We start from the raw sequence: 20368 nt of genomic DNA, 5'->3' as shown, positions 1-20368 counted from the left end.
TTCGCTTCTCGCACGAACCCGGTCCATGGACGACCGCACTCGCGAGTATCTGAAGGGCCGGTTCGGCGACCACTACCGGCGGGCCGAGCTATCGCCGCCGCCGGCGGCGAACGAACGCGAGTGGGGGTACATCACCTGGGACAGCGAAACGACGATGGTGCGCCACCGGTCGTATCTGGATCTGGCGGGCGGCGGGGATCTCGGGGACTTCCTCGCCGGCGAACGCCCGCGGCACGTCTACTTCTCGGCGGGGCGGTACGACGATCCCGGTGCCTCGAGCATGGGCGCGAAGGGCTGGCGGGGCTCGGATCTCGTCTTCGATCTCGACGCGGACCACCTGCCGGGCGTCGACCCCGATGAGACGACGTACGGTGACATGCTCGAGACGTGCAAGGGGGCGCTCGAAAAGCTCCTCGACATCCTGGAGTCGGATTTCGGCTTCGATGACCTCGAGGTCGTCTTCTCCGGCGGGCGGGGCTATCACGTCCACGTCCGTCGGGGCGACGTCCTCGAACTCGATCGGACGGCGCGCCGGGAGATCGTCGAGTACGTCCTCGGGGACGGGATCGAGTTCGAGGACGTCATCGAGACACAGGCCGTCGCGGGCAGCGCCGGCCGCAAGTCGCCCGCCCAAAAGCGGAGCCTCCCGGATGGCGGGTGGGCCGGCCGGACGCGCGCGCGACTCGAGGCGTTCTTAGAGGAGTTGCTCTCGATGGACGAGACGGACGCGCTCGCGCGGTTGCGGGAGTTCGAGGGGATCGGCGAAGGGAAAGCCGAAGCGGCGCTGAACGCCGCACGCGACAACCGCGAGGAGCTGGCACGCGGCAACGTCGACGTCCACCCGGCGGTCTTCAGCGTCGCCCGGCTGCTCTTCGAGGACGTGATCGAATCCCAGCGGGCGCCGATCGACGAGCCGGTGACGACCGACATCAACCGACTCATCCGCCTGCCCGGGAGCTTACACGGCGGTACCGGCCTCGAAGTCCAGCGAATCGGTCGCGATGCGGTCGCGGCGTTCGATCCACTCGCCGATCCCGTCCCCGAGACGTTCCGCGGCAACGAGATCGCGGTGTACGCACCGGAACCGACGAGCGTCGAACTCCGGGGGGAAAACTTTACGCTCCCGGAGGGTGTCTCTTCCGTTCCGGAGCACGCGGGCGTGTTCGCGATGGCCCGCGGCCACGCAAGGAAAGCAGGAGAATGAACCTCGACGAACTCCAGTCCGTACAGGCGCGCGAACGCCAATCCAGCGACCTCCAGCACCTGCGCTCGTCGTTCTACCGGGAGGTCGGGGAGTTCATCGAGGAACTCAACGAAAAGCGCGCCCGCATCGTCGAGGAGGCCGAGGACCCCTTCTCGGACCCGGAGGTTCGGCGGCTCACCGACGACATCGAGACCGCCGAGGGAACCGTCGAGGCGATCTACGAACGCCGGGTCGGCAAGGTCGTCAAGAAAGCCTCCATCGCCGCGGCGGGGATGCCGATCGACGACGACGGGCTGACGAGCGAGGAGGAGGCGCTCTTCGAGGATCTCGTCGGCCGGATCGAGTCGAACCGCGAGACGGTGCTTTCGGTCCTCGACGGGGACTCGCCCTCGGTCTCGTGTTCGATCGACGAGGAACCGGCCTCGGGAAAAGAAAGCGAGGCACCCCCCGACACCGGGGGACTGACCGCGGATTCCGAGCCGGATCTTGACACTGGCTCGGATCCGACGCCGGCGCCGGAGGACGGCCTCAGTGCCGCCGACCTGATGGGTGAGAGCGGCGGTACGGCGGAGACGTCGGCGGCCGGGGCCGAAGCCACGGAGACAGCGCCCGAGGACGCGCCGCCGGTATCCGAACCGACCGCCCGGCCGGGCGAGAAGGACAGAAACGCCGGAGAGAAGGCCGAGGATCCACCGGCGGTAGTCGTCGACGACGGGGCTCGATCCGGGGCGGACCGAGCCTCCAGCCCGGACACGCCCGAGGACGGCGCCGAGCAGGGGACCGTGGCCCCCGATACCGGCACCAGTCCCGAACGAACCGGGGCGGAGACGCCCGGCCTTCCCCGAACGACCGTTCGGATCACTGCCGACGTCGGCGAGATCGTCGGCGCCGACGACCGGGATTACGACCTCGGTACCGAGGACGTCGTCACGCTTCCGGAGCCGAACGCGGACGTACTCGTAGAGAAGGACGCCGCCGAGCGGGTGGAGTGAACACGACCCATTCGACGAAAGCGTTTCGAATCGACCGCCAGCACGGACCCAACGGCGGACAGTGCGCAGGCAGGGGGAAACCCCTCAACATTTATGTTACAACCGTCCTTCGGCCATCGATACCCACCAGGTCCCCTGACCGCTGGCCCGTCAAAAGATGGCCGAGATCCTCGTCGTCGAAGACGCGCCGTTGCAGCGGACGATCATCCGACGGTTCCTCCAGCCAACCCACACGGTCGTGGCGTTCGCCGACGGGGAGAGTGAAGCCGTCAGGCTGGCGTCGGAACACGACCCGGACGTGGTGATTATGGATCTCGACCTCCTCGAAGGGGACGGGATCGCGGCCACCGGGCGGATCAGGTCCCAGCCTCCCGAACCGAAGGTTATCGTGAGTACCGCCATCGTAAGCGACGACGTCGAAGAGAGAGCCAAGGAGATACCGGTCGAAGCGTATCTGGTGAAACCGTACTCCGAGCGCGAACTGCTGGACACGATCGGCCGTGCCCTACAGTCGGAGTGAGCGGCCCCCTGGGATCCCATCGCCAAAGTATCTCCTATCGGCGCAGAAAGGGCATGACAGGGGACGCCAACCGAGTGATCATCCCGTGTCCGAGAGGAACGCCCGGACCGCACTGTCGAAGGCGTCGGGACGTTCCAGCATCGGCATGTGGGCGGCGTCGGCGATCTCCCGGTAAATCCCGTTCGGGAGCTCTTCGGCCAGCGACTCGTGGAGCTTCGGGGGCGTCAGCGGGTCGTTCTCCCCACAGAGCGCGAGCGTCGGGACCTCGATACTGGCGAATCGGTTTCGGACGTCGAAGACATCACACGTCTCGAAGTCCAGCAGGGTCACGTCGTGGCCGGCGGCCCGCATCGCCTCCATCGATCGCTCCAGCAGTTCGTCGGTCGGGTCGGAAAACAGCACGCCGGGGGCGTGAAGCGTCTCCATCGCGGCCTCGAAATCCTCTCGCAGGGTCCCCAGGAAGTCCGGATCGACGGCGAGTTTCGCGCCGCTGTCGGCGAGGACGATCCCCCCGATATCGAGGTCCCGCTCGAGCGCGATCCAAAGCGCCACCGCCCCGCCCATCGAGTTCCCACAGAGCACCGTCGCGTCGGTCGCCTCGCAGACGGCGACGACGTCGTCGGCGTAGGCGTCGAGTGTTTCCTCGCCGGCCGCCGTCGAAACGTCGTCGCTGTCGCCGTGTCCCGACAGGTCGGGGGCGACCGCCGGCGGCGTCTCACTGTTGCCGTACTGGTTCACCCAGACGCGGTGGTTCCCGCCCGCGCCGTGAATATAACAGACTGTCGGGCCGCTCCCGGCGGTCGCGTGTCGGTACGCGATCGTCCGTCCGTCGTGTGTGACCGTTTCCATGCCGTTTCTCTGCGCCGGGGTGGATATAAACCGCGTGGCATCCGGGCGGTCACACCCCCGGATCCAAAAAGGCCGCACTCACCGTTCCGTAGCCGTCCTGCATGGCCCGTCATTTCCGCCGAGAGAACTTCGAACCGCAATTCGACCGTTCGCCGAATACCACCACCCGTTAGCGGCATTTTAGCGATATATTTATATAGTGCTACAACTAACTATGAGTTAGTATGAGCGAACACTCCCAGTCGATCCGGGCCGACGTCGACGGCCCCGTTCGTCACTACGAGTACGACGACGAGGCCGTCCTCGTCGCGGATTTCGGCCCTGTCGAGGGTAGCGTCGACGTCGTCGACGGTACGGCGATCGTCGTCGTCGATGGCGACCAACACGAGTTCTCCGTCCCGAGCGGCGTCGACCGTGCCGTTATGAACAACGGGATCGTTAGTGTCGAAATGGAGCGATAAGCAATGCGACTTACTGTCAAACCTCTCAAGCAGAAGGACGCCGGCCGCGGACTCGCGGCCGTCGACCGGAGCGCGATGGATGAACTGGGCGTCGAAAACGGTGATTACATCGTCATCGACGGCGGCGAGTCCCGCGCCGTCGCCCGGGTGTGGCCCGGCTACCCCGAAGACGGGGGCCGCGGCGTCATCCGTATCGACGGCCGGCTCAGACAGGAAGCCGACGTCGGCATCGACGACAAGGTCTCGATAGAGCCTGCCGACGTCAACCCCGCGAAACAGGTGACCGTAGCGCTCCCGCAGAACCTCCGTATCCGGGGGAACATCGGCCCCCACATACGCGACAAGCTCAGCGGGCAGGCCGTGACGACCGGCCAGAACGTCCCCTTCTCGCTGGGCCTCGGCCCGCTCTCGACGGGGAGCGGCCAGCGCATTCCGCTGCGGATCGCCGACACCGATCCGGACGGCACCGTCGTCGTCACCGACTCGACGGACATTCAGGTCAGCGAAAAGCCCGCCGAACAGATCGCCCAGTCGGGCAGCGAGGCCAGCGCAGCAGCCGGCGGCGGCACCCCTTCGGTGACCTACGAGGACATCGGCGGGCTCGACGAGGAGCTCGAACAGGTCCGGGAGATGATCGAACTCCCGATGCGGCACCCCGAGCTGTTCCAACAGCTCGGCATCGAGCCGCCGAAGGGCGTGTTGCTCCACGGCCCGCCCGGCACCGGCAAGACGCTCATGGCGAAAGCCGTCGCCAGCGAGATCGACGCCCACTTCACGAACATCTCCGGGCCCGAGATCATGTCGAAGTACTACGGCGAAAGCGAAGAGCAGCTCCGTGAGGTCTTCGAGGAGGCCGAGGGGAACGCCCCGGCGATCGTCTTCATCGACGAGATCGACTCGATCGCACCCAAGCGCGGCGAGACGAGCGGCGACGTCGAACGCCGCGTGGTCGCCCAGCTGCTCAGCCTGATGGACGGGCTCGACGAGCGCGGCGACGTCATCGTCATCGGCGCGACGAACCGGGTCGACGCCCTAGACCCGGCGCTTCGCCGGGGCGGCCGCTTCGATCGGGAGATCGAGATCGGCGTCCCGGACAAGGAGGGCCGCAAGGAGATCCTCCAGGTCCACACCCGCGGGATGCCGCTGGCCGAGGGGATCGACATCGACAGGTACGCCGAGAACACCCACGGTTTCGTCGGCGCCGACCTCGAGAGCCTGACGAAGGAAGCCGCGATGAACGCCCTGCGGCGGATCCGGCCCGAACTCGACCTCGAACAGGACGAGATCGACGCCGAGATGCTCGAATCGATGTCGGTCTCGGAGGCGGACTTCAAGGACGCCCTGAAGGGGATCGAACCCTCGGCGCTTCGGGAGGTCTTCGTCGAGGTCCCGGACGTCACCTGGGAGTCGGTCGGCGGCCTAGAGGACACCAAAGAGCGCCTCCGGGAGACGATCCAGTGGCCCCTCGATTACCCCGGGGTCTTCGAGGCGATGGACGTAGACGCCGCAAAGGGCGTGTTGCTCTACGGCCCGCCCGGCACCGGCAAGACGCTCATGGCGAAAGCCGTCGCCAACGAGGCCAAATCGAACTTCATCTCGATCAAGGGCCCCGAACTGCTGAACAAGTACGTCGGCGAATCCGAGAAGGGAGTTCGGGAGGTCTTCGAGAAGGCCAGATCGAACGCCCCGACCGTGATCTTCTTCGACGAGATCGACTCCATCGCCGGCGAGCGCGGCGCCCGCATGGGCGACAGCGGCGTCGGCGAGCGCGTCGTCTCCCAGCTTCTGACCGAGCTGGACGGCCTCGAAGAGCTCGAGGACGTCGTCGTGGTCGCGACGACCAACCGGCCGGACCTCATCGATACGGCGCTTTTGCGCCCCGGCCGCCTGGACAGACACGTCCACGTGCCCGTCCCCGACCGGGACGCCCGGCGGGCCATCTTCGGCGTCCACACCCGCGATAAGCCGCTGGCCGACGACGTCGATCTCGACGAGCTGGCCGACGAGACCGACGGCTACGTCGGCGCCGACATCGAGGCGGTCTGTCGGGAGGCCTCGATGGCGGCGACCCGGGAGTTCATCAACAGCGTCTCCGCCGAGGAGGCCGCAAAGAGCGTCGGTAACGTCCGAGTCACCAGCGGACACTTCGAGGAGGCCCTCGAGGAGGTCGGTCCGAGCGTCGACGAGGATACCCGCGAACGGTACGAGGAACTCGAAGACGAGCTCGGACCCTCCCAGGAGCCGGACGAGCCCGAGATCAGCCGGACGTTCCAGTGATTGAAACGAACTTCCAGGTACGACCCTAATTTTTCATTATATTTCGAAACGTCACACCACCACCAGACATATATCCATCCAGATCCGCAATTCTAGTGATGAGTGTAACGCAACCGAACACCGAACAAGAGTCCGCCCGGAAGGCGTTTCTGTTCTGTCCGGGCTGTAGCCACGCGGCGCCTGCGGGGGACGGGTGGTCCGTCGACGATCACGACGACAGAACGGACATAGGCTGTCCGAACTGTGGGACGGTCGTCGTCAGCCAGCCGTACTTCGATGCCGGGCACCGATCGACGCCGATCACCGCCTGACCGCGGTTCATTCGAGCTTTTCGATGCCGTCTTCGGTGACGACGTTCTCGAGTAGACGCGTCGGCGTCGCGTCGTAGGCGGGATTCGAGACGGAGAACCCCTCGGCCGGTTCGCGCATCACCTCGGCCGACGGGCGGGACTCGTTTTCGAAGACGAACCCGCCATCGACGCGCTTTTCGCTCGCGCCGACGACCGACACCGGGACCGCGAGTTCGGCGGCCGTCACCGCGATGGGGAAGGTTCCGATCCGATTGTAGAGTGTCTCGTCGACGATCGCGGACATCCCCAGGAGGACCCGATCGCAGTCGTCGAGATGGAGGCCGGCCGCGCTGTCGACGACGAGCGTCGCGTCGACGCGGTCGATCTCCCCGAGCCGACGGGCCGTCTTCCGGCCGAGAAAGCGCGGACGGGCCTCGGTGACGTAGACGTCGATGTGGTTCCCCCCGCTCGCGGCGAGTTCGATCGCCTCGACGACAGTCGAGGAGTAATCGTGGGTCAACACCGTCGCGCCGTCGGGGAGGAGTTCGACGGCGTTCTCCGCGGCCCCGTGTTTGGCGGCGTTGACGCTCTCGACGACGTCGTCGATCGCCGCCTCGGTTTCGGCTTTCGCGGCCTCTATCGTCCCGAAATCCCCGTCGGTGACCCTGGCGACGATCTCGCGCTGGGTGTTGTACAGCGAGGCGTGTGAGGGCTGGGCGCGCCGGAGAGCGTTGCTGTTCCGTTCGAGCGATCGGGCGTACTCCTCGACGGTTGCGAAGTCCCGGTCGAGGAGTTCCCGCAGCGCCTCGGCCGCCTTGACGGCGACGACGGACGACGAGTGGGTCCGCATCTCACGGATCTCCGCGGCGGTTTCGTCGATCATACCCGAGACGTCGTCGGGGGCGGGCATATGTTTTCGGACGGGGACGGAACGCCCACCACGAACACCGACACCGTGACGGACCGCGAACGCGGCGTTTAATCGGCTCGCGCACGTACGCGACACCGATGAGCGAAACCCACCCGGAGGCCGGGATGGACGCCTTCGCGGCCCTCCACGGGGACGTCCGGTCGGCGCTGTCCGAGCGTGGGTTCACGACGCCGACAGCGCCCCAGCGGGAGGCGATCCCGCCGCTCGTCCGGGGCGAACACGGACTCGTCGTTGCACCGACGGGGTCGGGAAAGACCGAGACGGCGATGCTGCCCGTTCTCTCCGCGATCGTCGGCCGCGACACCCGCCACGGGATCGAAGCGCTCTATATCACCCCCCTGCGGGCGCTGAACCGGGATATGCGCGAACGGCTCGAGTGGTGGGGCGAGACGCTCGGGATCGAGATCGCGGTCAGACACGGCGATACGACCGACTACGAGCGACAGAAACAGGCAGAGGACCCGCCCGACGTCCTCGTGACGACGCCGGAGACGCTGCAGGCGATGTTCACGGGCAAGAAGCTCCGGCGGGCGATCGAAGACGTCGAACACGTCGTCGTCGACGAGGTCCACGAACTCGCCGCCTCGAAACGGGGCGCCCAGCTCACGATCGGGCTCGAACACCTCCGGGAACACGCCGGGGCGTTCCAGCGGATCGGCCTGTCGGCGACCGTCGGCGACCCCGAAGAGGTCGGTCGGTTCCTGACCGGCGACCGCGGCTGTAACGTGATCGAGATCGACGCAGGCTCGAACGTCGATGTCCGGATCCGGACGCCGGAGATCGGGTCGGCCGACGAGACGGCCGCCGGGGAACTCATGACTGACGCCGAGATCGCCAGCCACATCCGGGCCATCGACGAGATCGTCGGGGCACACGACTCGACGCTCGTCTTCGTCAACACCCGACAGACGGCCGAGGGGCTCGGTTCGCGGCTGAAAGCCTACGGAACGGACGTCGGGATCCACCACGGATCGCTGTCGAAATCCGCCCGTATCGAGGTCGAAGACCGGTTCAAGACCGGCGAGATCGACGCGCTGTTGTGTACCTCCTCGATGGAACTGGGGATCGACGTCGGCCGGATCGACCACGTGATCCAGTACGCAAGCCCCAGGGAGGTCAGACGGCTCCTCCAGCGCGTCGGGCGGGCCGGCCACCGGCGCGGGGAGACCTCCTCGGGGACGGTCGTCGCGACCAACCCGGACGATACCTTCGAGGCGCTGGCTATCGTCGAGCGGGCCGAGCGCGGCGACGTCGAGGCGGCCGGGATCCACCACGCCAGCCTCGACACCGTCGCCAACCAGATCCCCGGCCTGCTCATGGGCTTCGGCGAGCTGTCGGCAGCCCGCGCCTACGGGATCGTCACACGGGCGTACCCGTTCCGGGACCTCCCCGAGGCGGATTTCAAGGCCGTCGTCCGGGAGCTTTCGGGCAACCGTGTGCTGTATCTCGACGAGGAGAACGATCGCCTCGAGAAATCGGGCGGCACCTGGCAGTACTTCTATGCGAACCTCTCGATGATCCCCGACGAGGCCACCTACACCGTCGAAGACATGGCCTCCGGCGACACCGTTGGCACGCTCGCCGAGCGGTTCGTCGTCACCTTCGCCGCCCCCGGCGAGACGTTCGTCCAGGGCGGGGAGATGTGGCGGATCACGGAGATCGACGACGAGGAGGAGACGGTGCTGGTCTCGCCGATCGAGGACCCGACCGGCGAGGTGCCCTCCTGGGTCGGCCAGGAGATCCCCGTTCCCCGCGAGGTCGCCCAGCACGTCGGCCGGACGCGGGCGCAGGCACGCGGTCGGTTCGACGACGGCGCGAGCCGGGAGCTTCTCGCCCGGGCGTTCGAAGACCGGTTTCCGACCGACGAACACACCGCGGGCGAAGCCTTGGAGCCGGTCGAACGACACGAGGGGCCGGTGCCGTCCGACGACCGGATCGTGATCGAGGGGTTCGGCCGCGAGATCGTCCTCAACGCCGCCTTCGGCCACACGATAAACGAGACGCTCGGGCGGTTGCTCTCGGCACTGATCGGCCAGCGGACCGGCTCCTCGGTCGCGATGGAGGTCGATCCCTACCGGATCGAACTCGAGGTCCCCTCGGGAGTAACGATCGGCGACGTTGTCGAGATCGTCGAGACGACCGACCCCGACCACGTCGCCGACCTCATCGAGTTGAGCCTGAAGAACGCCGACACGCTGAAGTTCACGCTGGCGCAGGTCGCCGCGAAGTTCGGCGCGCTCAAACGCTGGAAGGGGAACGGATCGAGTCAGAATCGGTTCGGCAAGGACCGACTGTTGGACGCCCTAGAGGATACCCCGATCTACGACGAGGCCGTCCGGGTCGTTCTCCACGAACAACTCGACGCCGAGGGTGCGAGCGACGTCCTCCGGCGACTCCGGGCTGGCGATCTCGAACTCGAGACGGTCAGCGGACGGACCGCCCTCGGGACGGCCGGGCGCTCGTCGGGCCGTGAACTCCTCTCGCCGGAAAACGCCGACGCTTCGGTCGTCGAGACGGTTCGAGAGCGGATCATGGGCGATCGGGTGTTGCTCGCGTGTCTGCACTGCAAGGAGTGGGACCGGAGACAGACCGTCGAGCGCGTCCCCGAACAGCCGGAGTGTCCGGCGTGTGGCTCGACCCGGATCGCGGCGCTGAACCCCTGGGCCGAGGAGGTCCTCGAGGCAGTCCGGGCCGACGAGAAGAGCCAAGAGCAAAAAGAGCAGACAGAGCGGGCGTACAAGGCGGCGAGTCTCGTCCAGAGCCACGGCAAGAAGGCCGTCATCGCGCTGGCGGCCCGGGGCGTCGGCCCGCGGAACGCCGCCTACATCATCAACAACCACCGCGAGGACGAGGCGGATTTCTACCGCGATATCATCGAACGCGAACGGCAGTACGCCCGGACGAAGTCGTTCTGGTAGCCATCGCTTAAGACGCTGGAGGCCCAGCCTCACGTCGATGGGTGAGCTGCCAGCAACACTGTCCGGATTCATCGACGAGGCCGATACCTCCGAGAAGTCGTTGCTTCTGTTGAACCGGACGGAACCGGAGCCGTTCGTCGACCTGCTCTCGGAAGCCTTCGAGGAACAGGCGGTGACGGTGACGGAAAAACAGATCCCCGAAGGGGTGGACAACCTCGTCTGTCTCGTCGAGGACGGGAACGTCGTGGCGACGACGCCGCTTTCGGAACTCGCGGAGGCGTATCTGCTGGTCAACGTCGATCGGTACCGGACCGGAACGCGACAGTCGGATCTGGGCACGTTTCCCGAGGTGTTGACCGGGCTCGACGACATCGAGTTCGTCGTCGAGGGGCTTCCGCGTTCCAACCGCGAGAAGCTGCTTTTGGTCGTGATCTCGCGGTTCATCGAACACCGGGCACTGACGGCGGATAACGGTGAATTCCACAGCACCTTCCAGCGGCTCTCGCGGCTCGACGACGAGTACGGTACCCGGACGATGTACAAACGGCTCGGCGACAGCGGCGTCGAGACCCACATCTACGGCGTTCGCGACGATCCCGAGGCCGTCGAGGAGCTCGGGGTGACCGTCCACGGCGGCACGAGCGAGGAGTACCGCCGCTCGTGGGTCGTCGTCTTCACGCCCGAGGACCGAAGCGACGACGGGCACGTGGCGCTCGTCGCGGTCGAGATCGATCGGAACGTCTGGCGGAGCCTCTGGACCTACGACGTCGACCGGACCGAACGGATCCGTTCGTACGTGCGAAAGCGGTTCTGATCGCGGGGGCGATCGGATTCCGGTACCGCTTTTGCGAGCCGGATCAACAGGCCGCCTATGGACTCAGTCGACGAGTTACAGCCGCCGGATCGACTCCTGATGGGCCCCGGCCCGAGCGAGACGCACCCCCGCGTCCTGCGCGCGTTCGGCACGCCGCCGATCGGACACCTCGATCCGGCGTTCGTCGAAGTGATGGACGAGACCCAGGACCTGCTCAGGGAGACGCTCCGGACGGACAACGAGTGGACGATCCCCGTCAGCGGAACCGGATCGGCGGCGATGGAGGCCGCCGTCGGCAACCTCCTCGAGCCGGGCGAGACGATGCTCGTCCCCGGGAACGGCTACTTCGGCGGCCGGATGGCCGAGATGGCCCGTCGGGCCGGCGGCGAGGCAGTCACGATCGAGACGCCGTGGGGCGAGCCGCTGGACCCCGAGGACGTCCGGGCGGCATGTGCCGAACACGACCCGGACGTCGTGGGTGTCGTCCACGCCGAGACCTCCACGGGCGTCCGACAGCCGTCGATGCCGGCGATCACCGAGGCCGCCCACGACCACGACGCGTTCGTCCTCGCCGACTGTGTGACCTCGCTGGGCGGCATCGAGTTCCGGATGGACGAGTGGGGTGTCGACGCCGCCTACTCGGCAGGCCAGAAGTGCCTCTCGTGTCCGCCGGGCGCCAGCCCGCTGTCGATCAGCGACGGGGCGATGGAGAAGGTCCTCGACCGCGAGGATCCGGTCCGGTCGTGGTACCTCGATCTCTCGTTGCTCGAGGGGTACTGGGGCGAGGAGCGCTCGTATCACCACACCGCGCCGGTCAACAACATCTACGCGCTCCGGGAGGCGCTGCGGTTGATCCACGAGGAGGGCCTCGTGGCGCGCTGGGAGCGCCACCGGCGGTTCTCCGGGGCGCTCCGGGAGGGGCTGTGGGCGCTCGGGCTCGAACCGGTCGTCGCGCCGTCGGCGCGGCTGCCGAGCCTGACGACGGCACGGCTCCCCGGCGGGCTGGCACCCGGGGCGGTCGTCGAAACCATGCGCGAGGAACACGACGTCGAGATCGCGACCGGCCTGGGCGCGTTCGCCGACGAGGCCGTCCGGATCGGCTGTATGGGCCACGGCGCCCGTCGGGGGCCGGTACTCGAGACGCTCGGCGCGCTCGGCGAGACGCTTTCCGCACACGGGATCGACATCGATCCCGGTGCCGGCGTCGCTGCCGCCGTGAACGCGCTCGACGAATAGGCCGCTACGGCGCCGGGAGCACGTCGGCGCTGGGATGGAGGACCGAGGAATCGTCCTCCTCGATCGTGATGACCGCCCAGTCGTAGTCGGGTTCGAGATCGAGCAGTCGGTCGCGGACCTCCGGGGCCCGGTCGGTGCGGGCGACGAAACAGCGGAGCCGGCCGTGTGTACTCGCTTCCGACGGATCGGCGGCCGTCACGTAGACGGTTCGCCACTTCCGTTCGGCCCGGAGTTCGTCACCTTCCTCCGTGACCTCGTAGCCGAGATCCTGGAAGACGGTACGCGCTTCCTCGATGAGGGACGTGCTAACAGCTCCCATTCGAGAGGGAATTGGGCGCGACACGAAATAAAGATTCGCACGTACCCGATCGGTGACCTGTATCCGCAGCGGTACGCCCGGATCGAAACGAGGGGACGGGTATCCGGAAAACGTATCGGACGCGCTATCTATCGGCACTCACTCGTGGGCGGCGTCCCACTCCTCGGCTTTATGGAAGTTCGCACACCGGTTGCACTGGATCCGTCCCATCGAATCGACGGCGGTATCGAACGACTCACAGTTCGTACAGAAGAATCCCCACCGACGCGACGTCTCGGCGTCGGCGTAGACGATCCGGAACGGTCCCTTGTTGCCCCGCTCGGTCGAATCGGAGAGATACAGCACGTCGCCGTCCGGTCCGGTTCGTTCGTCCATGGGGGGGAATCGGCCGTCCGGCGGCAAAACGGTCACGGTCCGGCCCCCGGCGACCGCCGCGATACGACACGGTTTTCTCCGGTCCCGCCGGATGTCGGGCCGTGCGGCTGATCCACTACTCGGACATCGAGAACGTCCACGACGATCCCGAGTCCGTCGGCCGTCTCGCCGGGACGATCAACGCGATCGATGGGGATCACACGCTCCTCTGTGGTACCGGCGACGACCTCGCTCCGGGCGTGTTGCCGCTCGTTACCCGGGGCGAGATCGCACTGGAGTTCTTCGAGGCGATCGGGCCGGACGTCGAAACGTTCGGCAACCACGATTTCGACTTTGGACCGGACCGGGCGGCCGAACTGGTCCGTCGGTCGCCACAGCGGTGGCTCTCGGCTAACGTGATCCGCGAGGGAGAGCCGTTCGCCGGCGTCGATCGATGGGCGATCGAACGCGTCGGCGACGTTTCGGTGGGTTTCTTCGGGATCACCGACCCGACGACGCCCTCGCTCGGGGACTTCGAGGGGGAACTGACCTTCGCGGACCCGATCGAAGCCGCCCGCCGCGCCGTCGGGGCGCTCCGGGATCGCGGTGTCGATTACGTCGTCGCGCTGTCGCATCTCGGCCGTGCCGACGGCCGGCTGGCGGCCGCCTGTGACGTCGACATCGTCCTCGGCGGTCACGTCCACACCGAACGAATCGAGCGCATCGACGGGACGGTCCTCACCCGCCCCGGAAGCGGCGGCGAGACGGTGCTGGAAATCGATCCCGACGCCGGTGACGTGACCAGACACGTCGTCAGCGACGGCCCGCTCGATACCGAACTGGCGGACCGCTACCGCGAGCTGCTCGCGACGGCCGGCCTCGATACCGTCGTCGGACACGTCGAAGACCCGATCGGTCGGACCGACAGGGAGGCCTACCGCGGCGAGAGCCGCGTGGGCAACTTCGTCGCCGACGCCTACCGCTGGGCGGCCGAACGGGCCGTCGGGACCGACCCGCCGGTCGTCGGCTTACAGAACAGCGGCGGGATCAGGACCGGACCGCCCCTTTCGGGGGCAGTCACGACCGGCGATCTGATCGGCCTCGTTCCGTTCGACGAGCCCCTGGTCGTGATCGAACTCTCCGGGGCCGAGCTACGGTCCGTCCTCCGGGAAGGTGCCGACACGCCCGGGTTCGGCGAATCCGACTGGTGGCACGCCCACGTGTCGGGCGCCCGGCTCAGGTACAACCACGACGACGACCGCCTCGCGGAGGCGACCGTCGCCGGCGAGCCGGTCGGGGACGACCGACGGTACCGGCTGGCCGTCTCGGCGTTCCTGTTGTACGCCGACACCGAGTTCCCGACGCTCGCGGAAGCCAGCGTCGTCGATCGACTGGACACCCAATACGAGGTCCTGATCGAGTACGCGCGAGCGGTCGGGATCGACCCCGAACGCGAGGGACGGATCGTCCGGGAGGGACTGTGACCGGACGGCTTGACGGAATAGCCGCCGGATCGCAAGCTTCAGGCCCGGGGCGCATCTTCCTCCTATAATGACGCTCGTCGTCGTTCCCGTCCGGTACCCGCTCTCACAGCACTCGCGGGCAACGTTAAAACGGGCGATCGACGTGGCCGAAGAGCGCGACGCCGAACTCACAGTGTTGCACGTCAACCTCTTTCAGAACGACAGGGACGTCTCCCGGACGGAACTCAAAAACGCTGTCGAAAAAGAGTTCGGTCGGCTTCCCCGCGCCCGGTACGTCATCCGGTCGGGCTTTATGATCGAGGAGACGATTCTCGACGAGGTGGCCGCCGAGGGGGCAGACTACGTCGTCATCGGACGCAAACAGGCCGGACGATGGCGACGGATGGTCAGACAGCTGATCGACGACCCCGACATCGAGGGGTACCTCCGGCGGAAGCTGGAGTGTGAAGTGATCACCGCGAGCCCGTAGCGTCGTCTTCGGTGTCCGGTCGGGGCCTCGGTTCCGTCTCTGGTTCCGTTTCCGTTCCCGCTTCCGCTTGCGGTTCGGCCTCGTCTCGTGCCGTCGCCCCGCCGGGTCTCGATTCGGTTGCGGCCTCGGACTCCCGCATCGAGACCTGCAGTTCGCCGCTGGTGTCGTCAAACACCATATGCGAGTGCGGGTACGGGATCTCGACGCCGTGTTCCTCGAACCGGTTCCAGACGTCGGCCATCACCCTCGATCGGACCGCCGTCTGCTTGTAGGGTTCCTCCGCCCAGTATCGGAGCCGGAGGCTGACTTCGCTGTCGCCGAACTGCCGGATGTAGCAGGTCGGGGAGGCGGGATAGCGGGCGCTCCCGATCCGGATGTCCGGGCCGCCCCGGATGACGCCCTCGACCGAGCGTGCGGCCGCCTCCATCTGTTCGCGGGCGACGTCGATGTCGCTTTCGTAGGTGACGCCGACGTTCAGCGTCATCCGGATCCGGGTATCCTCCGCCGAGTAGTTGACCACGTCCCGCTCGCGCATCGTCCCGTTCGGTAACACGATGAACGTGTTATCGAGGGTGAACATCTTGGTGTAGACGAGCGTGATCTCCTCGACGAACCCCCGGGTTCCGGTGTCCTCGAACCCGATCATGTCGCCGATCTCGTAGGGCTGTTCGGAGAGAACGAAGACGCCGCTTATGATGTTCCCGATGATCGGCGCGAGGACGATCCCGACAACCGCCGAGAAGACACCGACCGAGAGCGCGATGTTGCCGAATCCGATCCCGAAGAAGCTCAGGGCGGTCAACACCGCGCCGAGGACGATCGCCCCCTGCATCCCACGGAGGACCGTCTGGGCTACCGACGGTCGTTTGAAACGGCGGGCGATCCGTCGACCCAACACCTGGCGGGCGAGCCGCGAGAGGTAGTACGCGAAGACGACGAGCGCGGCGGCGGCGACGAGCCGATACAGGGAGACGGGAACGAGATCCGGCAGCCACCCCGGGGGCGAGAGGCCGGGACCACCGCCGAGCGTCGAATCCGGCGCGGATGGCTCCGTCTGGAGCGAAACCAGAGGGCCGTTCATACTACTCCGTGGACCGGAGTCGGCAAAAAGTGTTCCCAATAACGTCCGGCTACGGGAACGGGTGATACGATCGGTTGAGCCGCGGCTCGAAGCCGAGCGATCCGGGGACCGTTTGCGCCCGATCGCCGAAGTACGACTCGCCGGTGAAAAGCGGCTGGGCCTCGGGAACGAGGACACGGACGGCCTCGAACCCCGTCGTCTCGACGTCGCGGGGCGTCACCCGCGCGGCGTAGGCGTCCAGTCCGGCCGCGGTGACGCGATCGAGGAGAGCGGTCAGCTCCGCCCCCTCTCTGGGAGGGTCGGCCGGGCCGACGGTGGCGGCCGGAACCGTGGTCTCCGTTTCGACGAACGCACGGGTCGATTCGGGGAACGCGGCGTGCGTGCCGATCGCCCCACCCGCCTCGTCGGCCCGCTCTTTGCCCATCCGGCGCAATTCGAGGAAGTTCTGGATCGCTTCCTCCAGGGCGCCGCGGGCGGCCGCGTTCGGATCCAGCCGCGCGGCCGATCCCGCGGCAAAGCGGGGCCACCCGCCGTCGCGGTGGACACAGGCGGCGACGACGGGAACGTCGACGTCCTGGGTGAGCAACAGGACCGTCGTCGAGAGGCCCTCGCTTGCCGCCCGGTTCGTGAGGGTTTCGAAGTCCTCGTCGTCGACGGCCAACTCGATCGGTTCGTACGTCGAGTACCACGAGAGCATCGCGGCGTCGCGCTCTAGGACCTCATAGAGCCCCGACCGGATCGCCTCCGCGTCGCCGTTGCCGAGCCCGAGCCCGGTCGTGATCGCCGGGCGTATCGTCCGCTCCGGCGGCGGAAACACGACGAGTTCGGCCGGGACCTGGACGGTCTCGCCGGTCTCGAGGTGTTCGGCGTCGTGCCAGTAGGAGACCTGTCCGTCCTCGTCGTCCGGACCGACGAACCGCGCCGGATCGATCGGCGCCGCCGGATCCGTCGAGAGCCCCCCGGTCCGGTAGACCGCGGCGCTGTACCGCTCCAGGGCCTCCCCGAGGGCCTTCATGAAGGCCGGATCCCAATCGAGCCCGACGCCGGCGGCGTGGTCCGGCACGTCCGCCTCAGAGAACGGTGCGTCGGCGAGCGTCGCCAGGTAGTACGGCACCGGAAATGACTCCAGTTCCCCGACTGATCCGATCGGGCCGACGCGCTCGTCGAAGGCGACCTCGGCGAGCGAGATCGACTCCTCGAGCGGCCGAGGCTCTTCGTTCCGGCGGAGTTCGCGATCGACACCGGACGGTTCCCCACACGCACAGAACGGGACCGGAAGGAGCCGTCGGCGCGTGTAGGGGAGTTCGATCACGCCGCCGAGGATCGCCGACTCCCCGCCGGCGAGGAGATCCGCGAGTTCACGGCCGGCGACAGCGCCGGCGAACCGTGCCGTCGGCGTGGCGTAGTCTCCCCCGTCGGTGTCGGGATCGCTCGCCTCGATCCGCTCACAGAGACAGTCATAGCAGGCCGTCCCCGGCGCGTACCCCGAGACCGCCGCGTCGACGCCGTCGACCGGCCGGCCACCGACCCCACCGAGTTCGACGCTCACGAGCGGTGTTCCGCTCTCGCGTGCGCGTTCGGCCGCATGCCCGAAAGCCGCCGAACCGACCGTCGCGGCGAGGACGGCGACGTCCGATCGGCCGACAGCGTCGGTATCGACCCTCGCCGGCGTCGCGTCGGTATCTTCGAGCGCGGCGCGGATCGCCTCGACGGCGGCGCTACCGCCGGCCAGACCGACCGTCGTCACGGTCGGTCACCGGTGCTGGTGGCGTGCGTTCGAGTATCGGTGGGTCTCATGGGCGGTATCTCACCGCCGGGGGCGATAAAAGCCGCGGGAAGGCGGACAAAAACGGGCGCCGATCCGCCTCAGCCCTCGAGCATCGACCCGGCGACGGCGACGAGTTCCTCGGCGTCGACGTTTCTGAGCCGGTCGGCGGCGAGCTTGAGCCGAAGGCGGGGACGGCCGACGTCGATCGGTACCTTCTCCGTGTCGATCATGCCGGCGTCCTCCATCCGGGATTTGGTCCGCGAGAAGGTGGCCTTCGAGGCGATCCCGACGTCCTCGCCCCACTTGGAGATATCGTACAGCAGGTCGTCGTTCTTCGCGGCGACCAGAAGCGAGACGGTGACTTCGTCGAGCGCGACGTCGTCGGCAGTCTCGAGCGCCGACAGCACGGCGTCGAAGTCCTCGGCGGTGTCCTCTCCGAGTTCCGCCCCGAGTGTCTCCCGGACCCGAGCGAGCGGGGGTGTCCGCAGGGTGTAGGGGTCGGCCTCCTGCCAGGCGGTCCCGAACCGTTCCCCCGCGTTCTCGACGAACGCCGCGTCGTCGGTCCCCAGCCCGGCGGCGTGCCCGTCGGCGCGGACGATCGCGAAGACCGACGCGCCGGTGAGAAGGAGGGTGTTCGTCCCGTCGTCGCCGGAGCGTACCTCGAGCCGTCCGGCTTCGATGTGGTCGGCTGCCCGACCCGCGACGAGGAAGTTTCCCATGGCGGATCGCAGCGTGTCGGTGTCGGCCAGCAGGCGGACCGACGGCGCGGTGTCGTCCAGCACCTCGACGAGCGCTTCGATCGTCGGAGGATCCGGGGCGACGACGAGAGGGAGATCGTCCCCGGCGTCGAGGGCTTCGCCAAGGACGTCCGCGGCGGATCGCCCCATTATATTTGATTCCATCAGCGTAGATACAACTAACTCGTCGAATGTATTTAATATTGATGGGGATCAACCGTGAGAAACCCGATAGCGGGGCTTTTGTCCGGCCTGACGCGTATATCGGGGACGGCGGTAATCCCTCCGGAAACGGGTAGCTTCTTGTCGCGTCGCCCCCCATATTGGAGTATATGGGATACGAGCAGGTCCGAGATACCGATCCGGCGGTGGCAGACGCTCTCGTCGGCGAACGACAGCGCCAGGAGGACACCCTCGCGATGATCGCCTCGGAGAACCACGCCTCCGAAGCCGTCCTCGAAGCACAGAGTTCGGAGTTGACGAACAAGTACGCCGAGGGCTACGCGGGGGAACGCTACTACGCGGGCTGTGGCTACGCCGACGAGATCGAGGAACTCGCGATCGAGCGGGCGAGGGGACTGTGGGGCGCAGATCACGTCAACGTCCAGCCGCATTCGGGCACGCAGGCCAACATGGGCGTGTATCTCGCCATGCTCGACCCCGGCGATCGGATCCTCTCGTTGGAGTTAGAACACGGCGGCCATCTGAGCCACGGCCACCCGGCGAACTTCACCGGCAAGACTTACGAGGTCGAACAGTACGAGGTCGACCCCGAAACCGGCTACATCGACTACGAGGGACTGCGGGAACACGCCGAATCCTTCGATCCCGACATCGTCGTCTCGGGGTACTCGGCGTACCCCCGGGAGGTCGACTTCGAACGGATCCAGACAGCCGCCGACGCGGCGGACGCCTACCACCTGGCCGATATCGCACACATCACCGGCCTCGTCGCCGCCGGGGTCCACGAGTCGCCGGTCGGGGTCGCCGATTTCGTCACCGGGTCGACCCACAAGACGATCCGGGCCGGGCGCGGGGGCATCATCATGTGCGATGAGGAGTACGCCGACGCGATCGACGCCGCCGTCTTCCCCGGCGTCCAGGGGGGGCCACTCATGCACAACGTCGCCGGCAAGGCGGTCGGATTCGGCGAAGCACTCACGCCCGGTTTCGAGGAGTACGCCCGGCAGGTCGTCGACAACGCCGAGGCGCTCGGCGAACGGCTGAAAGAACACGGCTTCTCGCTCGTCTCGGGGGGGACCGACACGCATCTCGTCTTGGTCGATCTCCGGGAGTCACACCCCGATACGAGCGGTACCGTCGCCGAGGAAGCACTGGAGGAGGTCGGGATCGTCCTCAACAAGAACACGGTCCCCGGCGAGACGCGGTCGCCGTTCAACCCCTCGGGGATCCGGGCGGGGACGCCCGCCCTGACGACACGTGGCTTCGACGAGGACGCCTGCAGGCAGGTCGCCGACACCATCTATCGGGTCGTCGACAACCCGGACGACGAGAGCGTCAAGGCCGAAGCGGCGGCCGAAGTCTCGGATCTCTGTGCGGAGTTCCCGCTGTACGACCGAGAGGACGCCCTCGTCGACTTCGAGTAACCCACTCGTTTCGATCCGCTCTATCCTGACCGGGTCGACACCATCGAGAAATAAAGA

At 67.2% G+C, this 20368-nt stretch carries 19 protein-coding genes; 12 read left to right on the top strand and 7 right to left on the bottom strand.

The window, feature by feature from the left end; translation table 11 throughout:
• Positions 1–25 precede the first annotated feature (25 nt).
• The 3 genes from priS to KM295_RS03140 all read left to right on the top strand — a co-directional run bounded on the left by priS (position 26) and on the right by KM295_RS03140 (position 2716).
• Complete coding sequence (priS, locus tag KM295_RS03150) at positions 26–1204, top strand: DNA primase small subunit PriS (protein WP_256028412.1); 1179 nt, start codon at positions 26–28, stop codon at positions 1202–1204.
• Positions 1201–2196 (top strand): DNA replication complex subunit Gins51, encoded by a 996-nt coding sequence (locus KM295_RS03145; protein WP_256028411.1) that lies wholly within the window; start codon positions 1201–1203, stop codon positions 2194–2196. The genes priS and KM295_RS03145 overlap by 4 nt, the downstream gene beginning before the upstream one ends.
• 157 nt (positions 2197–2353) lie before the next feature.
• Positions 2354–2716 (top strand): response regulator, encoded by a 363-nt coding sequence (locus tag KM295_RS03140; protein ID WP_256028410.1) that lies wholly within the window; start codon positions 2354–2356, stop codon positions 2714–2716.
• A 78-nt stretch (positions 2717–2794) separates the two neighbouring features.
• Here the strand turns inward: KM295_RS03140 and KM295_RS03135 are convergent, their stop codons facing one another.
• Complete coding sequence (locus KM295_RS03135; RefSeq protein ID WP_256028409.1) at positions 2795–3565, bottom strand: alpha/beta fold hydrolase; 771 nt, start codon at positions 3563–3565, stop codon at positions 2795–2797.
• A gap of 224 nt (positions 3566–3789) precedes the next feature.
• Between KM295_RS03135 and KM295_RS03130 the strand changes: the two genes are divergently transcribed.
• From KM295_RS03130 to KM295_RS03120, 3 genes are all read left to right on the top strand, one after another.
• Positions 3790–4026 (top strand): DUF7127 family protein, encoded by a 237-nt coding sequence (locus KM295_RS03130; RefSeq protein ID WP_256028408.1) that lies wholly within the window; start codon positions 3790–3792, stop codon positions 4024–4026.
• Positions 4027–4029: 3 nt separating this feature from the next.
• Entirely contained in the window at positions 4030–6303 is a 2274-nt protein-coding gene (locus KM295_RS03125; protein ID WP_256028407.1) for a CDC48 family AAA ATPase, read from the top strand.
• Positions 6304–6401: 98 nt separating this feature from the next.
• Positions 6402–6614 carry a DUF8106 domain-containing protein gene (locus KM295_RS03120; protein ID WP_256028406.1) on the top strand — a complete coding sequence of 71 codons (213 nt, stop codon included), beginning with the start codon at positions 6402–6404 and terminating at the stop codon, positions 6612–6614.
• A gap of 7 nt (positions 6615–6621) precedes the next feature.
• On the opposite strand, the gene KM295_RS03115 is transcribed toward KM295_RS03120, so the two are convergent.
• Positions 6622–7476 carry an eIF2B alpha/beta/delta subunit family protein gene (locus tag KM295_RS03115; protein WP_256028405.1) on the bottom strand — a complete coding sequence of 285 codons (855 nt, stop codon included), beginning with the start codon at positions 7474–7476 and terminating at the stop codon, positions 6622–6624.
• Positions 7477–7601: 125 nt separating this feature from the next.
• On the opposite strand from KM295_RS03115, the gene KM295_RS03110 reads away from it, so the two are divergent.
• The 3 genes from KM295_RS03110 to KM295_RS03100 are packed head-to-tail and all read left to right on the top strand — an operon-like array spanning position 7602 to position 12492.
• A complete protein-coding gene (locus tag KM295_RS03110; RefSeq protein ID WP_256028404.1) occupies positions 7602–10442 on the top strand; it encodes a DEAD/DEAH box helicase in 2841 nt (946 codons plus the stop codon).
• 37 nt (positions 10443–10479) lie between these two features.
• A complete protein-coding gene (locus KM295_RS03105) occupies positions 10480–11256 on the top strand; it encodes a hypothetical protein (RefSeq protein ID WP_256028403.1) in 777 nt (258 codons plus the stop codon).
• 57 nt (positions 11257–11313) lie between these two features.
• On the top strand, positions 11314–12492 hold the full coding sequence (locus KM295_RS03100; protein WP_256028402.1) for a pyridoxal-phosphate-dependent aminotransferase family protein: 1179 nt from the start codon (positions 11314–11316) through the stop codon (positions 12490–12492).
• A 4-nt stretch (positions 12493–12496) separates the two neighbouring features.
• Here KM295_RS03100 and KM295_RS03095 read toward each other — a convergent pair whose 3' ends face one another.
• Positions 12497–12811, bottom strand: coding sequence for a DUF7116 family protein (locus KM295_RS03095; RefSeq protein WP_256028401.1), 315 nt, complete (start codon positions 12809–12811; stop codon positions 12497–12499).
• A 138-nt stretch (positions 12812–12949) separates the two neighbouring features.
• A complete protein-coding gene (locus tag KM295_RS03090) occupies positions 12950–13186 on the bottom strand; it encodes a DUF5816 domain-containing protein (protein WP_256028400.1) in 237 nt (78 codons plus the stop codon).
• Between the two features lie 101 nt (positions 13187–13287).
• Between KM295_RS03090 and KM295_RS03085 the strand changes: the two genes are divergently transcribed.
• Positions 13288–14649, top strand: a complete 1362-nt coding sequence (locus tag KM295_RS03085; protein ID WP_256028398.1) for a bifunctional metallophosphatase/5'-nucleotidase — start codon at positions 13288–13290, stop codon at positions 14647–14649.
• A 67-nt stretch (positions 14650–14716) separates the two neighbouring features.
• The gene (locus tag KM295_RS03080; RefSeq protein WP_256028397.1) at positions 14717–15118 is read left to right on the top strand and encodes a universal stress protein; all 402 of its coding nucleotides are present in this window, start codon (positions 14717–14719) and stop codon (positions 15116–15118) included.
• Here the strand turns inward: KM295_RS03080 and KM295_RS03075 are convergent.
• The 3 genes from KM295_RS03075 to tbsP all read right to left on the bottom strand — a co-directional run bounded on the left by KM295_RS03075 (position 15102) and on the right by tbsP (position 18869).
• The gene (locus KM295_RS03075) at positions 15102–16199 is read right to left on the bottom strand and encodes a mechanosensitive ion channel family protein (protein WP_256028396.1); all 1098 of its coding nucleotides are present in this window, start codon (positions 16197–16199) and stop codon (positions 15102–15104) included. The two genes, KM295_RS03080 and KM295_RS03075, sit on opposite strands and share 17 nt — an antisense overlap.
• Positions 16200–16248: 49 nt before the next feature.
• Positions 16249–17946, bottom strand: coding sequence for a YcaO-like family protein (locus KM295_RS03070; RefSeq protein ID WP_256028395.1), 1698 nt, complete (start codon positions 17944–17946; stop codon positions 16249–16251).
• 119 nt (positions 17947–18065) lie between these two features.
• A complete protein-coding gene (tbsP, locus tag KM295_RS03065; protein WP_256028394.1) occupies positions 18066–18869 on the bottom strand; it encodes a transcriptional regulator TbsP in 804 nt (267 codons plus the stop codon).
• A 167-nt stretch (positions 18870–19036) separates the two neighbouring features.
• Here tbsP and glyA point away from each other — a divergent pair, with 167 nt between their 5' ends.
• A complete protein-coding gene (gene glyA, locus KM295_RS03060) occupies positions 19037–20311 on the top strand; it encodes a serine hydroxymethyltransferase (protein WP_256028393.1) in 1275 nt (424 codons plus the stop codon).
• Positions 20312–20368: the final 57 nt, after the last annotated feature.

This window comes from Natronomonas aquatica, assembly GCF_024449025.1.
In the GTDB taxonomy this organism is placed as follows: Archaea; Halobacteriota; Halobacteria; order Halobacteriales; family Haloarculaceae; genus Natronomonas; species Natronomonas aquatica.
Note: the sequence above shows the minus strand (reverse complement) of the source record. Positions and strands in the feature narration are given on the sequence as shown.

Bases quoted from the DNA above. Each gene is read 5' to 3' on its own strand.
- priS (WP_256028412.1), top strand. From the start codon at position 26: ATGGACGACCGCACTCGCGAGTATCTGAAGGGCCGGTTCGGCGACCAC.
- KM295_RS03145 (WP_256028411.1), top strand. From the start codon at position 1,201: ATGAACCTCGACGAACTCCAGTCCGTACAGGCGCGCGAACGCCAATCC.
- KM295_RS03140 (WP_256028410.1), top strand. From the start codon at position 2,354: ATGGCCGAGATCCTCGTCGTCGAAGACGCGCCGTTGCAGCGGACGATC.
- KM295_RS03135 (WP_256028409.1), bottom strand. From the start codon at position 3,565: ATGGAAACGGTCACACACGACGGACGGACGATCGCGTACCGACACGCG.
- KM295_RS03130 (WP_256028408.1), top strand. From the start codon at position 3,790: ATGAGCGAACACTCCCAGTCGATCCGGGCCGACGTCGACGGCCCCGTT.
- KM295_RS03125 (WP_256028407.1), top strand. From the start codon at position 4,030: ATGCGACTTACTGTCAAACCTCTCAAGCAGAAGGACGCCGGCCGCGGA.
- KM295_RS03120 (WP_256028406.1), top strand. From the start codon at position 6,402: ATGAGTGTAACGCAACCGAACACCGAACAAGAGTCCGCCCGGAAGGCG.
- KM295_RS03115 (WP_256028405.1), bottom strand. From the start codon at position 7,476: ATGATCGACGAAACCGCCGCGGAGATCCGTGAGATGCGGACCCACTCG.
- KM295_RS03110 (WP_256028404.1), top strand. From the start codon at position 7,602: ATGAGCGAAACCCACCCGGAGGCCGGGATGGACGCCTTCGCGGCCCTC.
- KM295_RS03105 (WP_256028403.1), top strand. From the start codon at position 10,480: ATGGGTGAGCTGCCAGCAACACTGTCCGGATTCATCGACGAGGCCGAT.
- KM295_RS03100 (WP_256028402.1), top strand. From the start codon at position 11,314: ATGGACTCAGTCGACGAGTTACAGCCGCCGGATCGACTCCTGATGGGC.
- KM295_RS03095 (WP_256028401.1), bottom strand. From the start codon at position 12,811: ATGGGAGCTGTTAGCACGTCCCTCATCGAGGAAGCGCGTACCGTCTTC.
- KM295_RS03090 (WP_256028400.1), bottom strand. From the start codon at position 13,186: ATGGACGAACGAACCGGACCGGACGGCGACGTGCTGTATCTCTCCGAT.
- KM295_RS03080 (WP_256028397.1), top strand. From the start codon at position 14,717: ATGACGCTCGTCGTCGTTCCCGTCCGGTACCCGCTCTCACAGCACTCG.
- KM295_RS03075 (WP_256028396.1), bottom strand. From the start codon at position 16,199: ATGAACGGCCCTCTGGTTTCGCTCCAGACGGAGCCATCCGCGCCGGAT.
- tbsP (WP_256028394.1), bottom strand. From the start codon at position 18,869: ATGGAATCAAATATAATGGGGCGATCCGCCGCGGACGTCCTTGGCGAA.
- glyA (WP_256028393.1), top strand. From the start codon at position 19,037: ATGGGATACGAGCAGGTCCGAGATACCGATCCGGCGGTGGCAGACGCT.